This is a genomic window from Burkholderia latens, from assembly GCF_001718795.1.
In the GTDB taxonomy this organism is placed as follows: Bacteria; Pseudomonadota; Gammaproteobacteria; order Burkholderiales; family Burkholderiaceae; genus Burkholderia; species Burkholderia latens_A.
On the sequence record NZ_CP013435.1, the window covers coordinates 769,409 to 787,804 of the forward strand.

The 18,396-nt window shown below is 66.5% G+C and carries 17 protein-coding genes; 9 read left to right on the forward strand and 8 right to left on the reverse strand.

Going from position 1 to position 18,396, the window contains the following annotated elements:
• Positions 1 to 104: 104 nt before the first annotated feature.
• Positions 105 to 1,754 carry a DNA repair protein RecN gene (recN, locus tag WK25_RS03555; RefSeq protein ID WP_040143469.1) on the reverse strand — a complete coding sequence of 550 codons (1,650 nt, stop codon included), beginning with the start codon at positions 1,752 to 1,754 and terminating at the stop codon, positions 105 to 107.
• Positions 1,755 to 1,773: 19 nt separating this feature from the next.
• Positions 1,774 to 2,676 (reverse strand): NAD kinase, encoded by a 903-nt coding sequence (locus tag WK25_RS03560; protein WP_040143470.1) that lies wholly within the window; start codon positions 2,674 to 2,676, stop codon positions 1,774 to 1,776.
• A 130-nt stretch (positions 2,677 to 2,806) separates the two neighbouring features.
• Here WK25_RS03560 and hrcA point away from each other — a divergent pair, with 130 nt between their 5' ends.
• The 4 genes from hrcA (at position 2,807) to WK25_RS03585 (ending at position 6,727) form a co-directional block, all read left to right on the forward strand.
• Positions 2,807 to 3,829, forward strand: coding sequence for a heat-inducible transcriptional repressor HrcA (gene hrcA / locus WK25_RS03565; protein ID WP_040143471.1), 1,023 nt, complete (start codon positions 2,807 to 2,809; stop codon positions 3,827 to 3,829).
• 148 nt (positions 3,830 to 3,977) lie between these two features.
• Positions 3,978 to 5,042: a ferrochelatase gene (gene hemH, locus WK25_RS03570; RefSeq protein WP_069240991.1), complete on the forward strand. Its 1,065-nt coding sequence runs from the start codon at positions 3,978 to 3,980 to the stop codon at positions 5,040 to 5,042.
• A 5-nt stretch (positions 5,043 to 5,047) separates the two neighbouring features.
• A complete protein-coding gene (locus tag WK25_RS03575) occupies positions 5,048 to 5,452 on the forward strand; it encodes an RNA-binding S4 domain-containing protein (RefSeq protein ID WP_069240992.1) in 405 nt (134 codons plus the stop codon).
• A 64-nt stretch (positions 5,453 to 5,516) separates the two neighbouring features.
• A protein-coding gene (locus WK25_RS03585; RefSeq protein WP_135801118.1) for an IS3 family transposase occupies positions 5,517 to 6,727 on the forward strand; the annotation gives its coding sequence in 2 pieces (ribosomal slippage) (positions 5,517 to 5,832 and positions 5,832 to 6,727; 1,212 coding nt in all).
• 40 nt (positions 6,728 to 6,767) lie between these two features.
• Here WK25_RS03585 and WK25_RS31605 read toward each other — a convergent pair.
• Complete coding sequence (locus WK25_RS31605; RefSeq protein ID WP_006476841.1) at positions 6,768 to 6,929, reverse strand: hypothetical protein; 162 nt, start codon at positions 6,927 to 6,929, stop codon at positions 6,768 to 6,770.
• Positions 6,930 to 7,280: 351 nt separating this feature from the next.
• Here WK25_RS31605 and grpE point away from each other — a divergent pair, with 351 nt between their 5' ends.
• The 5 genes from grpE (at position 7,281) to WK25_RS03610 (ending at position 13,731) form a co-directional block, all read left to right on the forward strand.
• Positions 7,281 to 7,826, forward strand: a complete 546-nt coding sequence (gene grpE, locus WK25_RS03590) for a nucleotide exchange factor GrpE (RefSeq protein ID WP_040143474.1) — start codon at positions 7,281 to 7,283, stop codon at positions 7,824 to 7,826.
• Between the two features lie 10 nt (positions 7,827 to 7,836).
• Entirely contained in the window at positions 7,837 to 8,274 is a 438-nt protein-coding gene (locus WK25_RS03595; protein WP_069240993.1) for a thioredoxin family protein, read from the forward strand.
• A 148-nt stretch (positions 8,275 to 8,422) separates the two neighbouring features.
• Positions 8,423 to 10,375, forward strand: coding sequence for a molecular chaperone DnaK (gene dnaK / locus WK25_RS03600; protein WP_069240994.1), 1,953 nt, complete (start codon positions 8,423 to 8,425; stop codon positions 10,373 to 10,375).
• Positions 10,376 to 10,628: 253 nt separating this feature from the next.
• On the forward strand, positions 10,629 to 11,765 hold the full coding sequence (gene dnaJ, locus WK25_RS03605; RefSeq protein ID WP_040143477.1) for a molecular chaperone DnaJ: 1,137 nt from the start codon (positions 10,629 to 10,631) through the stop codon (positions 11,763 to 11,765).
• A 7-nt stretch (positions 11,766 to 11,772) separates the two neighbouring features.
• Positions 11,773 to 13,731 carry a chorismate-binding protein gene (locus WK25_RS03610; protein ID WP_069240995.1) on the forward strand — a complete coding sequence of 653 codons (1,959 nt, stop codon included), beginning with the start codon at positions 11,773 to 11,775 and terminating at the stop codon, positions 13,729 to 13,731.
• Positions 13,732 to 14,056: 325 nt separating this feature from the next.
• Here WK25_RS03610 and panB read toward each other — a convergent pair whose 3' ends face one another.
• From panB to WK25_RS03635, 5 genes are read right to left on the reverse strand one after another with little or no spacing between them, the layout of a single operon-like run.
• On the reverse strand, positions 14,057 to 14,872 hold the full coding sequence (panB, locus tag WK25_RS03615) for a 3-methyl-2-oxobutanoate hydroxymethyltransferase (protein WP_040143479.1): 816 nt from the start codon (positions 14,870 to 14,872) through the stop codon (positions 14,057 to 14,059).
• 44 nt (positions 14,873 to 14,916) lie between these two features.
• Positions 14,917 to 15,603: a deoxynucleoside kinase gene (locus tag WK25_RS03620; RefSeq protein WP_069240996.1), complete on the reverse strand. Its 687-nt coding sequence runs from the start codon at positions 15,601 to 15,603 to the stop codon at positions 14,917 to 14,919.
• Complete coding sequence (gene folK / locus WK25_RS03625) at positions 15,600 to 16,142, reverse strand: 2-amino-4-hydroxy-6-hydroxymethyldihydropteridine diphosphokinase (RefSeq protein ID WP_040143481.1); 543 nt, start codon at positions 16,140 to 16,142, stop codon at positions 15,600 to 15,602. The genes WK25_RS03620 and folK overlap by 4 nt, the downstream gene beginning before the upstream one ends.
• Positions 16,143 to 16,177: 35 nt before the next feature.
• The gene (gene pcnB / locus WK25_RS03630; protein WP_069240997.1) at positions 16,178 to 17,713 is read right to left on the reverse strand and encodes a polynucleotide adenylyltransferase PcnB; all 1,536 of its coding nucleotides are present in this window, start codon (positions 17,711 to 17,713) and stop codon (positions 16,178 to 16,180) included.
• A 5-nt stretch (positions 17,714 to 17,718) separates the two neighbouring features.
• Complete coding sequence (locus tag WK25_RS03635; protein WP_040143482.1) at positions 17,719 to 18,396, reverse strand: HAD family hydrolase; 678 nt, start codon at positions 18,394 to 18,396, stop codon at positions 17,719 to 17,721.

Here is an 18,396-nt window from a genome sequence, read left to right on the forward strand (position 1 = left end):
ACGTTGGCGGACGGGGCGGGTGTGGTCTCCCCCGGCGGCCGGCCGGCCGAAAAAGACCGCTGCACGCGCCGGTCGCGCTGGATACGGCCCGCGCTGCGCGCGTGTCAGGCCGCGAGCATTTCCTTCGCGTGCTTGCGGGTGGTGGCCGTGATTTCGAGGCCGCCGAGCATCCGCGCGACTTCCTCGACGCGGCTCGCCTTGTCGAGCGCGACGACCGACGATACGGTGCCGCCGCGGTCGTCGGAGCCTTTCGCGACCTGGAAGTGATGGTCGCCGCGCGCCGCGACCTGCGGCAGATGCGTCACGCACAGCACCTGGCGGTCGCGCCCGAGCTGGTGCAGCAGGCGGCCGACGACTTCGGCGACGCCACCGCCGATACCCGTGTCGACTTCGTCGAAAATCAGCGTCGGCGTCGGGCTGGCCGCGCTCGCGATCACTGCAAGCGCGAGGCTGATCCGGGCCAGTTCGCCGCCCGACGCGACTTTCGCGAGCGGCCTCAGCGGCACGCCCGGGTGCCCGGCGACGCGGAATTCGACTTGTTCGAGCCCGTGCGGACCGCCGTCGGCAAGCGGCACGAGCGCGACTTCGAAACTGCCGCCGGCCATCGACAGCTCTTGCATGCCGGCCGTGACGGCCGTGCCGAGCGCTTTCGCGGCCTGCGCGCGCGCCTTCGACAGGTGTTTCGCGTCGGCGAGATACGCTTCCCATGCCTTCGCCTGCGCGGCTTCCAGCGCGCCGAGATCGGCGGCCGCGTCGAGCGCGGCGAGCTGGGCGCGGCGTGCTGCGTGTTCCTCGTGCAGGGTGTCGGGCGGCAGGCGGAACTTGCGGGCGGTCGAATGCAGGGCGTCGAGACGCGCTTCGACCTGGGCGAGCCGGGCCGGATCGAGATCGAGGCGCTGCGCGTAGTGCGACAGCGAATAGACGGCTTCCTGCAGCTGGATCTCGGCCGGTTCGAGCGACGCGAGCGCATCGCCGAGCCCGGAGTCATAGTCGGCGAGGCTGCGCAGTTTCGACACGATCGCGCCCAACTGCGGCAGCATCGCATCGTCGGCCTCGGACAGCGCATTGAGCGCACCCTGCACGCCGGCGATCAGATTCGCCGAGTGCGACAGCCGCTTGTGCTCGCTGCCGATTTCGTCCCATTCGCCGGGCTGCGGCGCGAGCTTGTCGAGCTCGGCCAGTTGCCACGCGAGCTTCTCCCGTTCGAGCTGCAGCTCGCGCTCGTGCGCCTTTGCGGCGTCGATCGCCTGCGTCGCGTCGCGCCACACGCGCCACGCGCGCGCGACGTTCGCGGCATCGGCGACGAGCCCCGCGTGCGTGTCGAACAGCTCGCGCTGCGCATCGGGCCGCATCAGCAGCTGGTGCGCGTGCTGGCCGTGGATGTCGACGAGCATCTCGCCGAGTTCGCGCAGCTGCGCGAGCGTTGCGCTGGTGCCGTTGATGAACGCGCGCGAGCGGCCGTTCGCGTCGATCACGCGGCGCAGCATCACGGTGTCCTCGGCGTCGAATGCATGGTCGTCGAGCCAGCGTGCGACGCGGTCGTGCGGCGTGAATTCGGCGGCGATGTCGGCGCGACCGCAGCCGGCGCGCACGACGCTCGCGTCGGCGCGTTCGCCGAGCGCGAGCGCCAGCGCGTCGATCAGGATCGATTTGCCGGCGCCGGTTTCGCCGGAAAAGACGGTGAAGCCGCTGTCGAATTCGAGATCGAGCGCGGCGACGATGACGAAGTCGCGAATCGAGAGGTGGCGGAGCATGGTGTCGGGCGGTAGTGCGTCAGGACGCCTTGTCGTCTTCGTTCGATGCGTGCTCGTTCCAGTGCAGCTTGTTGCGCAACGTCGCGTAGTAGCTGTAGCCGACCGGGTGCAGGAAGGGCACCGTGTGCTTCGAGCGGCGCACCTCGATCGTGTCGTTCAGCTCGAGCGCGGTGAACGACTGCATGTCGAAATTCACGTTGACGTCGCGGCCGCCGACGATCTGGATCGCGATCTTCGAATCGTCGGGCAGCACGATCGGCCGGTTCGACAGTGCGTGCGGCGCGATCGGCACCAGTACGATGCCCTGGAGCTGCGGATGCAGGATCGGGCCGGCCGACGACAGCGCGTACGCGGTCGAGCCCGTCGGCGTCGCGACGATCAGGCCGTCCGAACGCTGGTTGTACATGTAGCGGCCGTCGACCGACGCGCGCAGCTCGACCATCCCGGAAAAGCCGCTGCGGTTCACGACGACGTCGTTGAACGCGAGCGCGTGGTAGATCGGTTCGCCGTCGCGCACGATCCGGGCCTCCAGCAGCGAGCGCTCCTCGCGCTCGAACTTGCCGGACAGGATCACCGGCACCAGTGCCTGCATGTCGGCCGCCGCGATGTCGGTGATGAAACCGAGCCGCCCGTGGTTGATCCCGATCAGCGGGGTCTTGTACGGCGCGAGCTGGCGGCCGATGCCGAGCATTGTGCCGTCGCCCCCGAGCACGACCGCCACGTCCGCGCGCGCGCCGATTTCCGCCGGCGTCAGTGCCGGATAGCCGGAGATGCCGATTTCGCGCGCGGTGTCGGCTTCGAATACGACCTCGAAGCCCAGCTTCGCGATGCAGCCAGCCAGCGTGGCGAGCGGCTCGGCGATGCCAGGCGTGTTGCTCCGGCCGACGAGCGCGACAGTATTGAACTGATTACCGGTTTTCATGCCGGCATTACACCATAGCTCGTGGACGAAAAGAACCGGCTGTGCGCGCACGGGGCCGGATCGGCCGGCCCGCCCGACTGTGGCCGCAGCCACTCGCCGTGCTCGCGCGGTTGCGCTAAAATTTTCCACCATGCTAGATCCTCGCGCACGAACCCTCCTGAAAACCCTGATCGAGCGGTATATCGCCGACGGTCAGCCGGTCGGCTCGCGCACGTTGTCCCGTTACTCCGGGCTGGAACTGAGCCCGGCGACGATCCGCAACGTGATGTCCGACCTGGAGGAGCTCGGCCTCGTGTCGAGTCCGCACACTTCGGCGGGCCGCGTGCCGACGCCGCGCGGGTATCGGCTGTTCGTCGACACGATGCTGACGGTCGAGGCGCCGATCGACGCCGAGGCCGTCGCACGGCAGGTGCAGAGCACGCTGCAGACGGGCGAGCCGCAGCAGCGGGTGGTGGCGGCCGCCGCGAGCGTGCTGTCGAACCTGTCGCAGTTCGCGGGCGTCGTGCTGACGCCGCGCCGCAGTCACGTGTTCAAGCAGATCGAGTTCATGCGCTTGTCGGACAAGCGCATCCTGTTGATCATCGTCACGCCCGAGGGCGACGTGCAGAACCGGATGCTCGCGACGCCGCGCGACTATTCGCCGTCGCAGCTGACCGAGGCGTCGAACTACATCAATGCGCACTTCGCCGGGCTGTCGTTCGACGAGGTGCGCCGCCGCCTGCGCGACGAGATCGACCAGCTGCGCGGCGACATGACCACGCTGATGCATGCGGCCGTGACGGCCAGCACCGAGGTGCCCGACACCGAAGATACGGTGCTCATTTCCGGCGAGCGCAACCTCCTCGAGGTGGCGGACCTCTCGTCCGACATGGCGCGGCTGCGCAAGCTGTTCGACGTGTTCGACCAAAAGACGGGCCTCCTGCAATTGCTCGACGTGTCGAGCCACGCCCAGGGCGTGCAGATCTTCATCGGCGGCGAATCGACGCTCGTGCCGATCGAGGAGATGAGCGTCGTGACCGCGCCGTACGAGGTGAACGGCAAGATCGTCGGCACGCTCGGCGTGATCGGCCCGACCCGGATGGCTTACAACCGCGTGATTCCGATCGTCGACATCACCGCCCGGCTGCTGTCGCTCACGCTGAGCCAGCAGTAACGCGCCGCACCGGGCGCCGACACCGTGCCGCCATCGTGCCGCGGCGCCGGGTGCGCCGCCAGCCGGCCGAACGGCCAGCCGCCCCCATCGACACGGCCCGCTATAATTGAGGGCCGTCCGACTGCGTGCTCCGAGCACGTTCCTGCCCATGCGTTTCGATCTTGAGCCGCCTTCGAGCGTCGCTGCTGCCCACCGTATCGGCGTGCTGCTGATCAACCTCGGCACGCCCGACGCCCCGACACCGCGCGCGGTGCGGCGCTATCTGGCCGAATTTCTGTCGGACCCGCGCGTCGTCGAGATTCCGCAGGTCGTCTGGCAGGTGCTGTTGCGCACACTCATCCTGCCGCTGCGCGGCCGCGCGTCCGCGAAGAAATACGCGGCCGTCTGGATGCAGGAGGGCTCGCCGCTGCGCGTGTACACCGAGCGCCAGACCGAAGGCGTGCGCCATCTGCTTGCATCGAACGATTACCACGTTCAGGTCGATTACGCGATGCGCTACGGCAGCCCGAACATCCCGCACGCGCTCGCGCAGTTCAAGCGCGCGGGCGTCGAGCGCGTGCTGTTGATGCCGATGTATCCGCAATACTCGGCGTCGACCACCGCGACCGCGTTCGATGCCGCGTTCGCCGCGCTCGCGCGGATGCGCAACCAGCCGGAAGTGCGCACGGTGCGGCACTACGCCGATCACCCGGCCTACATCCACGCGCTCGCCGAACAGGTGCGCCAGTACTGGGCGCAGCATGGCCGGCCCGATTTCGCAGCCGGCGACAAGCTCGTGCTGAGCTTTCACGGCGTGCCGAAACGCACCCTCGACCTCGGCGACCCATATCACGACCAGTGCCAGCAGACGGGCTCGCTGCTGATGGCCGCGCTCGGGCTGTCGTCGCTCGAATGCCGCGTGACGTTCCAGTCGCGTTTCGGCAAGGCCGAGTGGCTGCAGCCGTACACGGCGCCGACGCTGCGCGAACTCGGCGAGGCGGGCGTGCGGCGAGCGGATGTGTTCTGTCCCGGTTTTACGGCCGATTGTCTGGAGACGATCGAGGAGATCGGGATGGAGGTGCGCGACGAATTCATCGCCGGCGGCGGCCAGTCGTTCCACCGGATTCCGTGCCTGAATGGCGCGCCGGCGTGGATCGCGGCGCTCGGCGAGATCGTCGCGGAGAATCTCCAGGGCTGGCCGGTGAAAGCCGCACAGCCTGAAACGGTGGGTTGAACGCGATGAACTACAGGATTTCGACCGAGCCCGGCGCGAAGCTGCGCATCGACAAATGGTTGTGGGCGGCGCGCTTCTTCAAGACGCGTTCGCTCGCGTCCGACGCGGTCGACAAGGGCCACGTGAAGATCGGCGGCGCGGCGGTCAAGCCGGCAAAGGACGTGCGCGTGGGCGACGAGGTCGAGATTGCGATCGACGGTATCGTCTGGCACATTGCCGTGCTGGGCATCTGCGACGTGCGCGGGCCCGCGAGCGTCGCGCAGACGCTTTACGAGGAAACGGAAGCGGGACGCGCCGCGCGGCTCGCCGAACTGGAGCGGCGCCGTACCTATCGGGAACCGGCGGCCGGGCTGCACGGCCGGCCGACCAAGCGCGACAGGTGGAGCAGCCCCCTGAAACACCGGACATAGCCTCTCACTTAAACTAGCGGGTAGGCATAAGACTGTGTTTTTGACTAACACCAGGCAGGAAGTGATGGAAGTGTTGACGGGCCCGGAGCGTCGGCGGCGCTGGACGGCGGAGCAGAAGCTGGCGATGGTTCGCGAGAGTTTCGAACCGGGGAAGTCGGTTTCGATGGTTGCGCGCCAGCACGGCGTGAACCCGAACCAGCTGTTCCACTGGCGCAAGCTGTACCAGGACGGGAGTCTGTCGGCGGTCAAGGCTGGAGAGGAAGTGGTCCCTGCATCAGAGCTGGCCGATGCCCTCAAGCAGATTCGTGAGCTGCAGCGGATGCTCGGCAAGAAGACCATGGAGAACGAGATTCTCCGCGAAGCAGTCGAGTATGGCCGAGCAAAAAAATGGATAGCGCACTCGCCCTCGCTGCCGGAGGACGACCAGTGAAACTGGTTTGTGAAGTTCTCGGCGTGTCGCGCTCGAACGTATCGGCACGACTGTCGCGTCCGGTGACGTGGCGCGATGGCCGTCAATCGCGGCAGACGGACGATGCGAGCGTGGTCGAGGAAATCCGCCGAGTCGTCGGCGATTTGCCCAGCTATGGCTATCGCCGGGTGTGGGGCTCGCTGCGCAATGAACGCATTGCTGCCGGACAGGTGCCGTTCAATGCGAAGCGCATCTATCGCATCATGCGCACTCACGGTCTGCTGATGCAACGGCGTCCAGCCCCGCCTCGGCCGCAACGTCGGCACGATGGCAAGGTGGCCGTCGCGCGCAGCAATCAGCGATGGTGCTCGGACGGCTTCGAGTTCCGCTGCGACAACGGCGAGCCGCTTCGAGTGACATTCGCGCTTGACTGCTGCGACCGCGAAGCGATGAGCTGGGCGGCTACGACGGCAGGTCACAGCGGCGACATCGTGCGCGACGTCATGCTGGCAGCAGTGGAAAATCGGTTTGGCAACGAGCTGCATACACCGTCCGAAATCGAGTGGCTGAGTGACAACGGTTCGGGCTATACGGCCGACGATACACGCCGGTTTGCAGCGGCCATCGGCCTGAAGCCATTGACCACGCCGGTGTGCAGCCCGCAAAGTAACGGGATGGCCGAGAGCTTCGTGAAGACAATGAAGCGCGACTACGTTGCCTTCATGCCAAAGCCGGACGCAGCGACTGCTGCACGCAACTTGGCCATCGCGTTCGAGCATTACAACGAGAAGCATCCCCATAGCGCGCTGAAGTACCGCTCGCCTCGCGAGTTCCGGCGCTCAATGGATTCAGCAACCTTAGTGTGACGCTGTGTCCGGGATTACAGGGTCAACTCCAACAGGCGCATCATCGACAGATTTTCTGGTGGGAACTGAACATCTGGTCGAACGTCGCCCGCGCGCTTCCGTATTCGGTCGTGCGGTCGGTGACGGCTCCCGACAGGCAGATGGTGGTGGTGCCGGCAATCAGTACCAGCGCGACCACCGATATGGCAAAGGTCAATTTCACGGTACTCGCCTCGAAGACGGTGAATGCGGCGCCAGGTGGATGTCGGGCGGCGGAAAGCTACGGGTAAACACGCTTTTCCGACGCTTGAGTGGAGTGTAGTGCAGCCCCCTGTGCGGAGCTAGTACTTGCCAGGTAAGCGTTGTTACCGGGCGTTTCGTCCCGATCGGCGGCAAATGCGCGCAATCGGGCCGCGGGCAGTGCGGTTGTTTCGCGGCATTGCGGAATGCCGGCGAATAACCCTCTTGAAATCGCAGTTTTCGCCCTTATTTGCACTAACAATGTGCGGTGCCGCCGGTCATATGGCCGGGCGGTTGCCGATTTGGCTTCAACCTCTAATCGACTTTCAGCGACATGGAAAACACGCAAGAGAACCCGGCTACCCAATCGGCCGAAGACATCGGCAGCGAGCAACAGGCGGCGCAGGGCGCCGCTCCCGCCGCCGAAGCCGCCGACGCGGCGCTCGCGGAGGCTCAAGCCAAGGTCGCCGAGCTGCAGGAGAGCTACCTGCGGGCGAAGGCCGAGACCGAGAACGTCCGCCGCCGCGCGCAGGAAGACGTGTCGAAAGCGCACAAGTTCGCCATCGAGAGCTTCGCAGAGCACCTGCTGCCCGTGCTGGATAGCCTCGAGGCGGCGGTAAGCGATACGTCCGGCGACATCGCGAAGGTGCGCGAAGGCGTCGAGCTGACGCTGCGCCAGCTGACGAGCGCGCTCGAGAAGGGCCGCGTCGTCGCGATCAACCCGGTGGGCGAGAAGTTCGATCCGCACCAGCACCAGGCGATTTCGATGGTGCCGGCCGAGCAGGAGCCGAATACCGTCGTGACCGTGCTGCAAAAGGGCTACATGATCGCCGACCGCGTGCTGCGCCCGGCGCTCGTCACGGTCGCGCAGCCGAAGTAAGGTCGCCGCGATGCTTCCCGCCGGCGTCGATCCGGCCGCGTTCGATGCGTTCGACATGCAGGCGCTCGCGACCGACACGTTCGACGCCGGCATCGCCAGCGCCGGCGATGCGCTCGCCGTGGTGTTTTTCTGGGGCGTGGACTGCTTCAATTGCGAGATCGCGAAGAAAGCGATGCTCGCGCGGCCCGACGCAATCCGCGCGCTGGGCCTGAAGTGGTTCCACTGCAACGTATACGAACACCACACGCTGGGGCGCCGCTTCGGGCTGCACGGCGTGCCGACGTGGTTTTTCTTCCACCGCGGCAAGCGGCTGGGCCGCGCGACCGGCTGGCATGGCCTCGAACAGTTCCAGGCGGCAGCGGCGGCGGCGCGCGCGAAGATCGCGGCGGCTGGCCCAGGCGCGTCCGCGGATAGCGGTCCGTACGATCCGGCTACCGGCGGCGATTGAAAAAATTTAATATCCGCATCGCCTGGCGGGTCTTGAAAACGCTTCGGCCGGACGCATTTCGGGAACAGAGTTGAATTCTGGCGCGCGAAACTGCCCAAAAACACGGGGTTTCGCGCAGCAAACAGGCATTTCTGGAGATTAGGAAAAAATGGGAAAGATCATCGGTATTGACCTCGGCACCACGAACTCGTGCGTCGCCATCATGGAAGGCAACCAGGTCAAGGTCATCGAGAACTCGGAAGGTGCGCGTACGACGCCGTCGATCATCGCGTACATGGACGATAACGAAGTGCTCGTCGGCGCGCCGGCCAAGCGTCAGTCCGTGACCAACCCGAAGAACACGCTGTTCGCGGTGAAGCGCCTGATCGGCCGCCGCTTCGAAGAGAAGGAAGTCCAGAAGGACATCGGCCTGATGCCGTACGCGATCATCAAGGCCGACAACGGCGACGCATGGGTCGAAGCGCACGGCGAGAAGCTCGCGCCGCCGCAGGTTTCGGCTGAAGTGCTGCGCAAGATGAAGAAGACGGCCGAAGACTACCTCGGCGAGCCGGTCACGGAAGCCGTGATCACGGTGCCGGCGTACTTCAACGACAGCCAGCGCCAGGCGACCAAGGACGCCGGCCGCATCGCGGGCCTCGAAGTCAAGCGGATCATCAACGAACCGACCGCGGCCGCGCTCGCATTCGGCCTCGACAAGGCCGAGAAGGGCGACCGCAAGATCGCCGTGTACGACCTCGGCGGCGGCACGTTCGACGTGTCGATCATCGAGATCGCGGACGTCGACGGCGAAATGCAGTTCGAAGTGCTGTCGACCAACGGCGACACGTTCCTCGGCGGCGAGGACTTCGACCAGCGCATCATCGATTACATCATCGGCGAATTCAAGAAGGAGCAGGGCGTCGACCTGTCGAAGGACGTGCTCGCGCTGCAACGCCTGAAGGAAGCCGCTGAAAAGGCGAAGATCGAGCTGTCGTCGAGCCAGCAGACCGAAATCAACCTGCCTTACATCACGGCCGACGCATCGGGTCCGAAGCACTTGAACCTGAAGATCACCCGCGCGAAGCTGGAAGCGCTGGTCGAAGACCTCGTCGAGCGCACGATCGAACCGTGCCGCATCGCGATCAAGGATGCCGGCGTCAAGGTGTCGGACATCGACGACGTGATCCTGGTCGGCGGTCAGACCCGCATGCCGAAGGTGCAGGAGAAGGTGAAGGAGTTCTTCGGCAAGGATCCGCGCCGTGACGTGAACCCGGACGAAGCCGTCGCAGTCGGCGCGGCGATCCAGGGCCAGGTGTTGTCGGGCGACCGCAAGGACGTGCTGCTGCTTGACGTGACCCCGCTGTCGCTGGGCATCGAGACGCTCGGCGGCGTGATGACGAAGATGATCAGCAAGAACACGACGATCCCGACGAAGCACGCGCAGGTGTACTCGACGGCGGACGACAACCAGTCGGCCGTGACGATCAAGGTGTTCCAGGGCGAACGCGAAATGGCGGCAGGCAACAAGCTGCTCGGCGAGTTCAACCTCGAAGGCATTCCGCCCGCACCGCGCGGCGTGCCGCAGATCGAAGTGACCTTCGACATCGACGCGAACGGCATCCTGCACGTCGGCGCGAAGGACAAGGCGACCGGCAAGGAAAACAAGATCACGATCAAGGCGAACTCGGGCCTGTCCGATGCCGAAATCGACAAGATGATCAAGGACGCGGAAGCGAACGCAGCGGAAGACCACAAGCTGCGCGAGCTGGCCGATTCGCGCAACCAGGGCGACGCGCTGGTCCACAGCACGAAGAAGGCGCTCACCGAGTACGGCGACAAGCTGGACGCGGGCGAGAAGGAGAAGATCGAAGCGGCGCTGAAGTCGCTCGAGGACGTCCTGAAGGATACGTCGGCCGACAAGGCGGCGATCGACGCGAAGGTCGAGGAGCTCGGCAAGGCTTCGCAGAAGCTCGGCGAAAAGATGTACGCCGACATGCAGGCGCAGCAGGCCGGTGCGGCCGGCGCGGCGGGTGCAGCTGAAGGCGCCGCGCACGCGGGCGGCGCTCAGCAGGCAGCCGACGACGTCGTCGACGCCGAGTTCAAGGAAGTGAAGAAGGACTAAGCCGCGTTGCCATGGCACCGCACGCCGCGCGCGAATCGCGCGCGGCGCGGCTGAACAGCGGTCTGTCTTTCCTTCCGGATGGCCGGATCGACTCCACGCCTGGCGGGCTTCGCGGCCCTCCGGGCACATTTGTTTTTTGGCGGGTGCTGCGCGAGCCGTCCGCGGACGGCGCAGCGCCACACGAGTCGAGAGACTTTACTGCGGGCGAAAGGAGCCGCCGCGTGCTCGACGCGCGACGGCACAGTGAATCGATATGGCGAAACGGGATTACTACGAGGTTCTGGGCGTCGCGAAGAATGCGAGCGACGACGAAATCAAGAAGGCATATCGCAAGCTTGCGATGAAGTATCACCCTGACCGCAATCCGGACAACAAGGATGCGGAAGAGCATTTCAAGGAGGCGAAGGAAGCCTATGAAATGCTGTCGGACAGCCAGAAGCGGGCAGCGTACGACCAGTACGGCCACGCGGGCGTCGATCCGAACATGGGTGGTGCGGGCGCACAAGGTTTCGGCGGCTTCGCGGACGCGTTCGGCGACATTTTCGGCGACATCTTCGGCCAGGCGGCGGGTGGTGCCGCTCGCGGCGGCCGCGGCGGCCCGCAGGTGTATCGCGGCGCCGACTTGCGCTACAGCATGGAAATCACGCTGGAGCAGGCCGCGCACGGCTACGACACGCAGATCCGCGTGCCGAGCTGGGTGTCGTGCGAAGTCTGTCACGGATCCGGCGCGAAGCCGGGCACGAAGCCCGAAACCTGCCCCACCTGTCATGGCCAGGGCACGGTGCGCATGTCGCAGGGCTTCTTCAGCATCCAGCAGACCTGCCCGAAGTGTCACGGCACCGGCACCTACATCCCGGAACCGTGCGCGCACTGCCACGGCTCTGGCAAGGTGAAGGAAACCAAGACGCTCGAAGTGAAGATCCCGGCCGGCATCGACGACGGGATGCGGATCCGCTCTGCCGGCAACGGCGAGCCGGGTATCAACGGCGGGCCGCCCGGCGACCTGTACGTCGAGATCCACATCAAGCCGCACTCGGTGTTCGAGCGCGACGGCGACGATCTTCACTGCCAGATGCCGATCCCGTTCACGACCGCCGCACTCGGCGGCGAGATCGAGGTGCCGACGCTGGCCGGCCGTGCATCGTTCCCGGTTCCGGAAGGCACGCAGTCGGGCAAGACGTTCCGGCTGCGCGGCAAGGGCATCAAGGGGCTGCGTTCGAGCATCGCGGGCGATCTGTACGTCCACGTGCAGGTCGAGACGCCCGTGAAGCTGACCGACCAGCAGCGCGACCTGCTCAAGCAGTTCGAGAAGTCGCTGGCCGAAGGCGGCGCGCGTCACAGCCCGCAGAGCAAGAGCTGGTTCGACCGGGTGAAGAGCTTCTTCGAGTAACAACGGCATGACTGACGGTAACGAGAGCGCGTCCTTCGCGCTCTTGGACGATTGCGACTCGACCGCGTCCGCGCGGTCGAGTCGTTTGTATTCCGGTTTCGTGCGCGAACGCGTGTGCACGGATCCGGCACGGCTCGACGCAATCGATGCCGCGGTGGCGCAGGATCTGCGCGACGGGTTGCACGCGGTCGTCGTCGGCGATTACGAATTCGGACGCAATCTCGACAGAGCGCAGCCGGGCCATGCCCCGCTGCGCTTTTTGCTGTATGCGCGTTGCGAGCGCCTGTCGCGCGACGACGTCGACGCGTGGCTCGCAACGCAGGACGGCGGCGGCCCGCCGTCGATCGCGGGCGTCGCGCACGTCGCGAAGAGCGTGTCGCGCGATGCGTTCGACGCGGCGATCGCCGCGGTGCAGGACGCGCTGCGGGCCGGCGATTCGTATCAGATCAATTACACGTACCGGCTCAACTTCGACATGTTCGGCACGCCGCTCGCGCTGTACCGGCGGTTGCGCGCGCGTCAGCCCGTGCGTTATGGCGCGCTGATCGCGCTGCCCGGGGGCGCATGGGTCGTGTCCTGCTCGCCGGAACTGTTCGTAGAGAAGCACGGCGACGTACTGCGCGCGCGGCCGATGAAAGGGACCGCGCCGCGGTCGGCCGAGCCGGGTGAAGACGCGGCGGCCGCCGCGTTCCTCGCGAACGATCCGAAGAACCGCGCGGAAAACGTGATGATCGTCGACCTGTTGCGCAACGACGTGTCGCGGATCGCGCGGACCGGCACGGTGAGGGTGCCGGCGTTGTTCTCTGTCGAGCCGTATGCGTCGGTGTGGCAGATGACGTCGACGGTCGAGGCCGGCTGGCGCGACGGGACGACGTTCGCGCAGATGCTGCGCGCGCTGTTTCCGTGCGGATCGATTACCGGCGCGCCGAAGCACAAGACGATGGAGCTGATCGACGCGATCGAGTCGACGCCGCGCGGGCTCTATACGGGCGCGATCGGCTGGCTCGATGCGCCGCCGGACGTTTCGTCCCCTTCACCGACGGATGCGGTGAGGACGGCGGCCGGCACGTCGGCCGGATGCGGCGATTTCTGCCTGTCGGTCGCGATCCGGACGCTGACGCTCGATGCGGCGGGCGTCGATGCGGGCGCAACGACCTGCGCGCGCGACGCGGCACCGGCTGTTGCGGTCCAATGGCGCGGCACGATGGGCGTCGGTGCGGGCATCGTGCTCGACAGCGTCGCCGCTGACGAATACGCGGAGTGCGAATTGAAGGCGCGATTCCTGACCGATGCCGACCCCGGCTTCCAGCTGTTCGAGACCACGTACGCGACGTGCGCCGAACGCATCCGCCATCTCGACCGCCATCTCGCGCGGCTACAGCGCAGCGCGGACGCGTTCGGTTTCCGCTTCGACGCCGACGCGTTGCGCAGCACGATCGACGCGCATTGCGCGGCGCTGGACGGCGACGGTGCTTACCGGATGAAGCTGTCGCTCGCGAAGGACGGCACGATGGACGTCGTTGCGGCGCCGCTGAAGCCGCTGCCCGCGGGGCCGGTTGGCGTGCTGCTCGCGCTGGAGCACGGCTTCGCGCCGATGCGTTCGGACGACGCGCTGCTGCTTCACAAGACCACGCGCCGCGCGGAATACGACCGTGCATGGCAGGCGGCCGAAGCGCTCGGCGGCTTCGACATGCTGTTCGTGAACGAGCGCGGCGAGGTAACCGAAGGCGGACGCTCGAACGTGTTCGTGAAAGTGGATGGTGTATGGGCGACGCCGCCGCTGTCGTGCGGCGTGCTGCCCGGGGTGATGCGCGCCGTGCTGCTCGACGATCCGGCACTGGGCGCGGTAGAGCGCGTGCTGACGCTCGATGAAGTGCTGAACGCGCAGGAACTGATGATCTGCAACGCGTTGCGCGGGCCGATGGCGGCGCAGCTGATTCGCGGATCCGGCAGAGCGGGATCGTAGTTGCCGCTACGCCGCGCTTGCGGCCTGCGTTTGACCAGCGTCTTCGGCGTTTGACGATCGGGCACGCATCGGCGTTATGGCGCCGACCGACGCGTCGCTTCCACGTGCGCGGAGCCAGCGCGCCGGCGGTTTGCATTTCCGGTCGATCGTCTTCGGCGGCGTCCGCTTCGCGTCGTAACGGACCGTGCCGTTTCGCGCGGCAGTGCCGAGCGGGCGGGCAACGATAGCGATCGTGTCGCAATACGCGCGACTTGACCGGTAATCGGGAGTTGCCGAACAGGCGGCGACTCATGCCCTCGCATCGAGCCGCGCCGTCGTCCGACAATCAGAACGAGTGTTCCGGTCCCGGGAACGAGCCGTCTTTCACTGCGCTCACGTATGCCTCGACGGCGGCCTGGATGTTCGGCTGGCCCTGCATGAAATCCTTCACGAAACGCGGACGCTTGCCGGGGAAGATGCCCAGCATGTCGTGCAGCACCAGCACCTGGCCCGAGCATTCGAGACCCGCGCCGATGCCGATCGTCGGGATCTTCAGCATGTGCGTGACTTCCGACGCGACGAGTGTGGGCACCGCTTCGAGCACCACGAGCTGCGCGCCCGCGTCCTCGATCGCTCGCGCATCGCGCAGCAATTGCGCGGCGCCGGCCTCCGTGCGGCCCTGCACCTTGAAACCGCCGAACGCATGCACCGACTGCGGCGTGAGGCCGAGGTGCGCGCATACCGGCACCGAGCGTTCGACGAGGAAGCGGATCGTGTCGGCGAGCCATTCGCCGCCTTCGAGCTTGACCATCTGCGCGCCTGCGCGCATCAACTTCACCGCGTTCGCGAATGCGTCGGCCGGCGTACCGTACGTGCCGAACGGCAGGTCGGCGACGACGAGCGCGCGCGGCTGCACTCGCGCGACGCATGCGGTGTGGTACGCGATGTCGTCGAGCGACACCGGCAGCGTGGTCGTGTGGCCCTGCAGCACGTTGCCGAGCGAATCGCCGATCAGCAGCACGTCGGTGCCGGCGCGATCGAGCAGCGCGGAAAAGCTCGCGTCGTAGCAGGTGAGCATCGCGATCTTCTCGCCGGCCTCGCGCATTGCCTGCAGCTTCGGCACCGTGACGGCAGGCCGGCTCGATTCCTGGAGATAGGTCATGGGGGAAATCCGGTTCGAGGGTGAAAACGACGGGCGAGGACGCGTCAGCGCGTCGTCTCGCCCTTGACGAAGAATTCCTTGCGGCCGCGCATCGTGTCGATGCGCTCGATCAGCAGCGCAAGATCTTCGGGGGAATCCAGCGGGTTCAGGTGTTCCGCTGCGACCGTCAGCACCGGCGTGCGGTCGTAGTGATAGAAGAATTCGTTGTACGCGTCGACGAGCGAGCGCAGATACGTGTCGCTGATCTGCAGCTCCATCGGCAGCCCGCGTTTCTGGATGCGCGAGAACAGCACCTCGGGGCTCGCCTGCAGATAGACGACGAGGTCGGGCGCGGGCGCCTGCGGCACGTCGACGTGCGCCGCGATCGACCGGTACAGCTGCCATTCGTCTTCCGGCAGGTTCAGCCGCGCGAAGATGTCGTTCTTCTGCGGCATGAAGTCCGCAACGACGGGCCGCCCGGTGTCGAGCGCGCCGATCAGTTCGCGCGCCTGCTGGGCGCGCTGCAGCGCGAACGACAGCTGCGCGGGCAGCGCATAGCGTGCAGTGTCGCGGTAGAAGCGTTCGAGGAACGGATTGTCCTGCGGGCGTTCGAGCAATGTCTGCATCGACCAGCGTTCGGCGAGCAGGCGCGCGAGCGTCGTCTTGCCGACGCCGATCGGTCCTTCGATCACCAGGTAGCGATGCGGGGCGCGCGGGTCGGGCGCGGTAACGGTCAGCGGGGTGGCGTTCATCGGCAGCGGTTTTTGTCGGCGTCGGCGCCGGCGGCAAGTGCCTTCTGCATCGGGCATTGGCAGGTCTGCACCTTCTCGACGCGCTGATCGGCGACGGCCGCGAGGAATGCGTCGGCGCGGCCGCGAGCGGGGATGTCGAGCGCCGGCTCGATTTCGACGAGCGGCACGAGCGCGAACGCGCGATCGGTGAGGCGTGGATGCGGGACGATCAGGTCGGGTTCGTCGATCGAATCCGTGCCGAACAGCAGGATGTCGAGGTCGAGCGTGCGCGGTGCATTGCGATACGGGCGCTCGCGCCCGAAGTGATGTTCGATCTTCTGGCAGAGCGCGAGCAGCTCGCGGGCCGACAGCGTCGTGTCGAGCTTGACGACGCAGTTGTAGTAATCGTCGCCGCCCGCTTCGAAGGGCGCCGTGCGATACAGGCTCGACTTGCCGAGGATCGAGATGGTGCGCTGCTGCGCGAGGCACACCACCGCGTCCTTCAGGGTCTGGCGCGCATCGCCGAGATTCGCTCCCAGTCCGATATATGCAACCGTCATGGCATCACTTCCTACGTCGTTCGCCGGCGAGCGCGTCAGTCGTCGGAACCGTCCACGGTGTCCGGCGCCTGCTCGGCGGCGCCGTCGCCCGGTTTGCGGTTTCGCGCGCCGCCGCGGCGGCGCCGCTTGCGGGGCGATTTTTCCTTCGAGCCGCCCTGCGTGAGGAGTGCCTCGCGCGCGGCTGCGTCGCCTTCGATGAAATCCGTCCACCACTGGCCGACAGCTGCTTCAAGCTCGCCGGATTCGCAGCGTAACAGGAGGAAATCATACCCCGCTCTAAATCTTTGGTGTTCCAGCAGCCGCATCGCGCTGCGGCCCGAGCGTTTCTCGAGGCGCAACTGCAGGCCCCAGATCTCGCGCATGTCGGCCGAGTAGCGCTTGTGGATCGCCAGCTTCTCCGTCTGCATGTCGAGCACGTCGTCCATCGCGCGATGGAGCGCCGGTACCGGGAATTCGCCTTCGGCCGTGTACTGTTCGAAGCGCTGACGCATGTCGTGCCACAGCAGCGTCGCGAACAGGAAGCCCGGCGACACCGGCTTGCCGGCGCGCACGCGCGCGTCGGTGTTGTTCAGCGCGAGCGTGATGAACTTCTCGCCCTGCGGCTGCTCGAGCACGACGTCGAGCAGCGGCAGCAGCCCGTGGTGCAGCCCTTCCTTGCGCAGCCGCTGCAGGCACGCCAGTGCGTGGCCCGACAGCAGCAGCTTCAGCATTTCGTCGAACAGGCGCGCGGCCGGCACGTTGTTGATCAGGTCGGCGAGAGCGTTGATCGGCTCGCGTGTATGTGGTTCGATCTCGAAGCCGAGCTTCGCCGCGAAGCGCACGACGCGCAGCATCCGCACCGGATCCTCGCGATAGCGGGTGGCCGGATCGCCGATCATCCGCAACAGCCGTGCACGCACGTCGGCCATCCCGTCGTGGTAGTCGAGCACCGTTTGTGTCGACGGGTCGTAGTACATCGCGTTGATCGTGAAGTCGCGGCGCGCTGCGTCTTCATGCTGCTCGCCCCACACGTTGTCGCGCAGCACGCGGCCGCTCGCATCCACCGCGTGTGTGCGGCGGTCGAGCTCGTCGCGCTTCAGGCGCTTCGGCGGCTCGGCCGCGCCCGCATCGGGCGGCGTGTCGACCAGTGCGCGGAACGTCGACACCTCGATCAATTCCTGGCCGAACTGCACGTGCACGATCTGGAAGCGGCGGCCGATCAGGCGCGCGCGGCGGAACAGGCGCTGCACTTCGGTCGGCGTCGCGTCGGTCGCGACGTCGAAGTCCTTCGGCGCGATCCCGAGCAGCAGGTCGCGCACGGCGCCGCCGACGATGAACGCACGGAAGCCCGCCTGCTGCAGCGTGTCGGTCACGCGCACCGCGTTCTTCGAGATCAGCGACGGATCGATCCGGTGCACGCTGGCGGGCACGACGGTCGGTTCGTGATTGCCGCGTGGTTTCGCGGCGGCGCCGCCGCGGCTGCCCTTCGCGGGGCGCGAGGCAGCGGACGCTGCGGCCGCGGGCGCCTCGGCGGGCGACGTTTGTTCGGCGCCGTCCTGGCCGAGCAGCTTGCGAATGAATTTTTTGATCACGACGTTCAGAAGAGATCGAGGATGCGCCAGCCGCGGGCGCTTGCATGCGCGCGCAGCGTGTCGTCGGGGTTGGTCGCGATCGGGTCGGTGACTTTCTCGAGCAACGGGATGTCGTTGTGCGAGTCGCTGTAGAAGTAGCTGTGCTCGAAGTCTTCCCAGCGCTTGCCGAGCGAGGCGAGCCATGCTTCGGTGCGCACGATCTTGCCTTCGCGGTAGCTCGGCGTGCCGGTCGGCCGGCCCGTGTACGGCGAATCGGGATGCCCGTCGGTCGTTTCGACCTCGCACGCGATCAGCGTGTCGACGCCGAACGCGGTTGCGATCGGACGCGTGATGAATTCGTTGGTGGCCGTCACGACGCAGCACAGGTCGCCGGCATCGATGTGCTTGCGCACGAGTTCGAGCGCGGCGGGCGTCATCGCAGGGCGGATCACCTCGTGCATGTACTGCTCGTGCCATTCGGCCAGCTGCGCGCGCGAATACTTCGCGAGCGGTGTGAGCATCGCGCACAGGTATGCGTGGATGTCGAGCTTGCCGGCCTTGTAGTCGGCGAAGAACTGATCGTTCTGACGCGAGAAGCTTTCCGCATCGACGATGCCGAGCTTCACCATGAAGCGGCCCCATTCGTGGTCGCTATCGGTCGGGATCAGCGTGTGATCGAGGTCAAAGAGTGCCAGATTAGTCAT

What these genes read in the sequence shown, in the direction of transcription:
- folK (WP_040143481.1), bottom strand. Translation starts at nt 16,142, where the DNA reads ATGACGGTTGCATATATCGGACTGGGAGCGAATCTCGGCGATGCGCGC.
- WK25_RS03620 (WP_069240996.1), bottom strand. Translation starts at nt 15,603, where the DNA reads ATGAACGCCACCCCGCTGACCGTTACCGCGCCCGACCCGCGCGCCCCG.
- hemH (WP_069240991.1), top strand. Translation starts at nt 3,978, where the DNA reads ATGCGTTTCGATCTTGAGCCGCCTTCGAGCGTCGCTGCTGCCCACCGT.
- hrcA (WP_040143471.1), top strand. Translation starts at nt 2,807, where the DNA reads ATGCTAGATCCTCGCGCACGAACCCTCCTGAAAACCCTGATCGAGCGG.
- dnaK (WP_069240994.1), top strand. Translation starts at nt 8,423, where the DNA reads ATGGGAAAGATCATCGGTATTGACCTCGGCACCACGAACTCGTGCGTC.
- WK25_RS03610 (WP_069240995.1), top strand. Translation starts at nt 11,773, where the DNA reads ATGACTGACGGTAACGAGAGCGCGTCCTTCGCGCTCTTGGACGATTGC.
- WK25_RS03595 (WP_069240993.1), top strand. Translation starts at nt 7,837, where the DNA reads ATGCTTCCCGCCGGCGTCGATCCGGCCGCGTTCGATGCGTTCGACATG.
- WK25_RS03635 (WP_040143482.1), bottom strand. Translation starts at nt 18,396, where the DNA reads ATGACTAATCTGGCACTCTTTGACCTCGATCACACGCTGATCCCGACC.
- panB (WP_040143479.1), bottom strand. Translation starts at nt 14,872, where the DNA reads ATGACCTATCTCCAGGAATCGAGCCGGCCTGCCGTCACGGTGCCGAAG.
- recN (WP_040143469.1), bottom strand. Translation starts at nt 1,754, where the DNA reads ATGCTCCGCCACCTCTCGATTCGCGACTTCGTCATCGTCGCCGCGCTC.
- WK25_RS03560 (WP_040143470.1), bottom strand. Translation starts at nt 2,676, where the DNA reads ATGAAAACCGGTAATCAGTTCAATACTGTCGCGCTCGTCGGCCGGAGC.
- grpE (WP_040143474.1), top strand. Translation starts at nt 7,281, where the DNA reads ATGGAAAACACGCAAGAGAACCCGGCTACCCAATCGGCCGAAGACATC.
- WK25_RS03575 (WP_069240992.1), top strand. Translation starts at nt 5,048, where the DNA reads ATGAACTACAGGATTTCGACCGAGCCCGGCGCGAAGCTGCGCATCGAC.
- dnaJ (WP_040143477.1), top strand. Translation starts at nt 10,629, where the DNA reads ATGGCGAAACGGGATTACTACGAGGTTCTGGGCGTCGCGAAGAATGCG.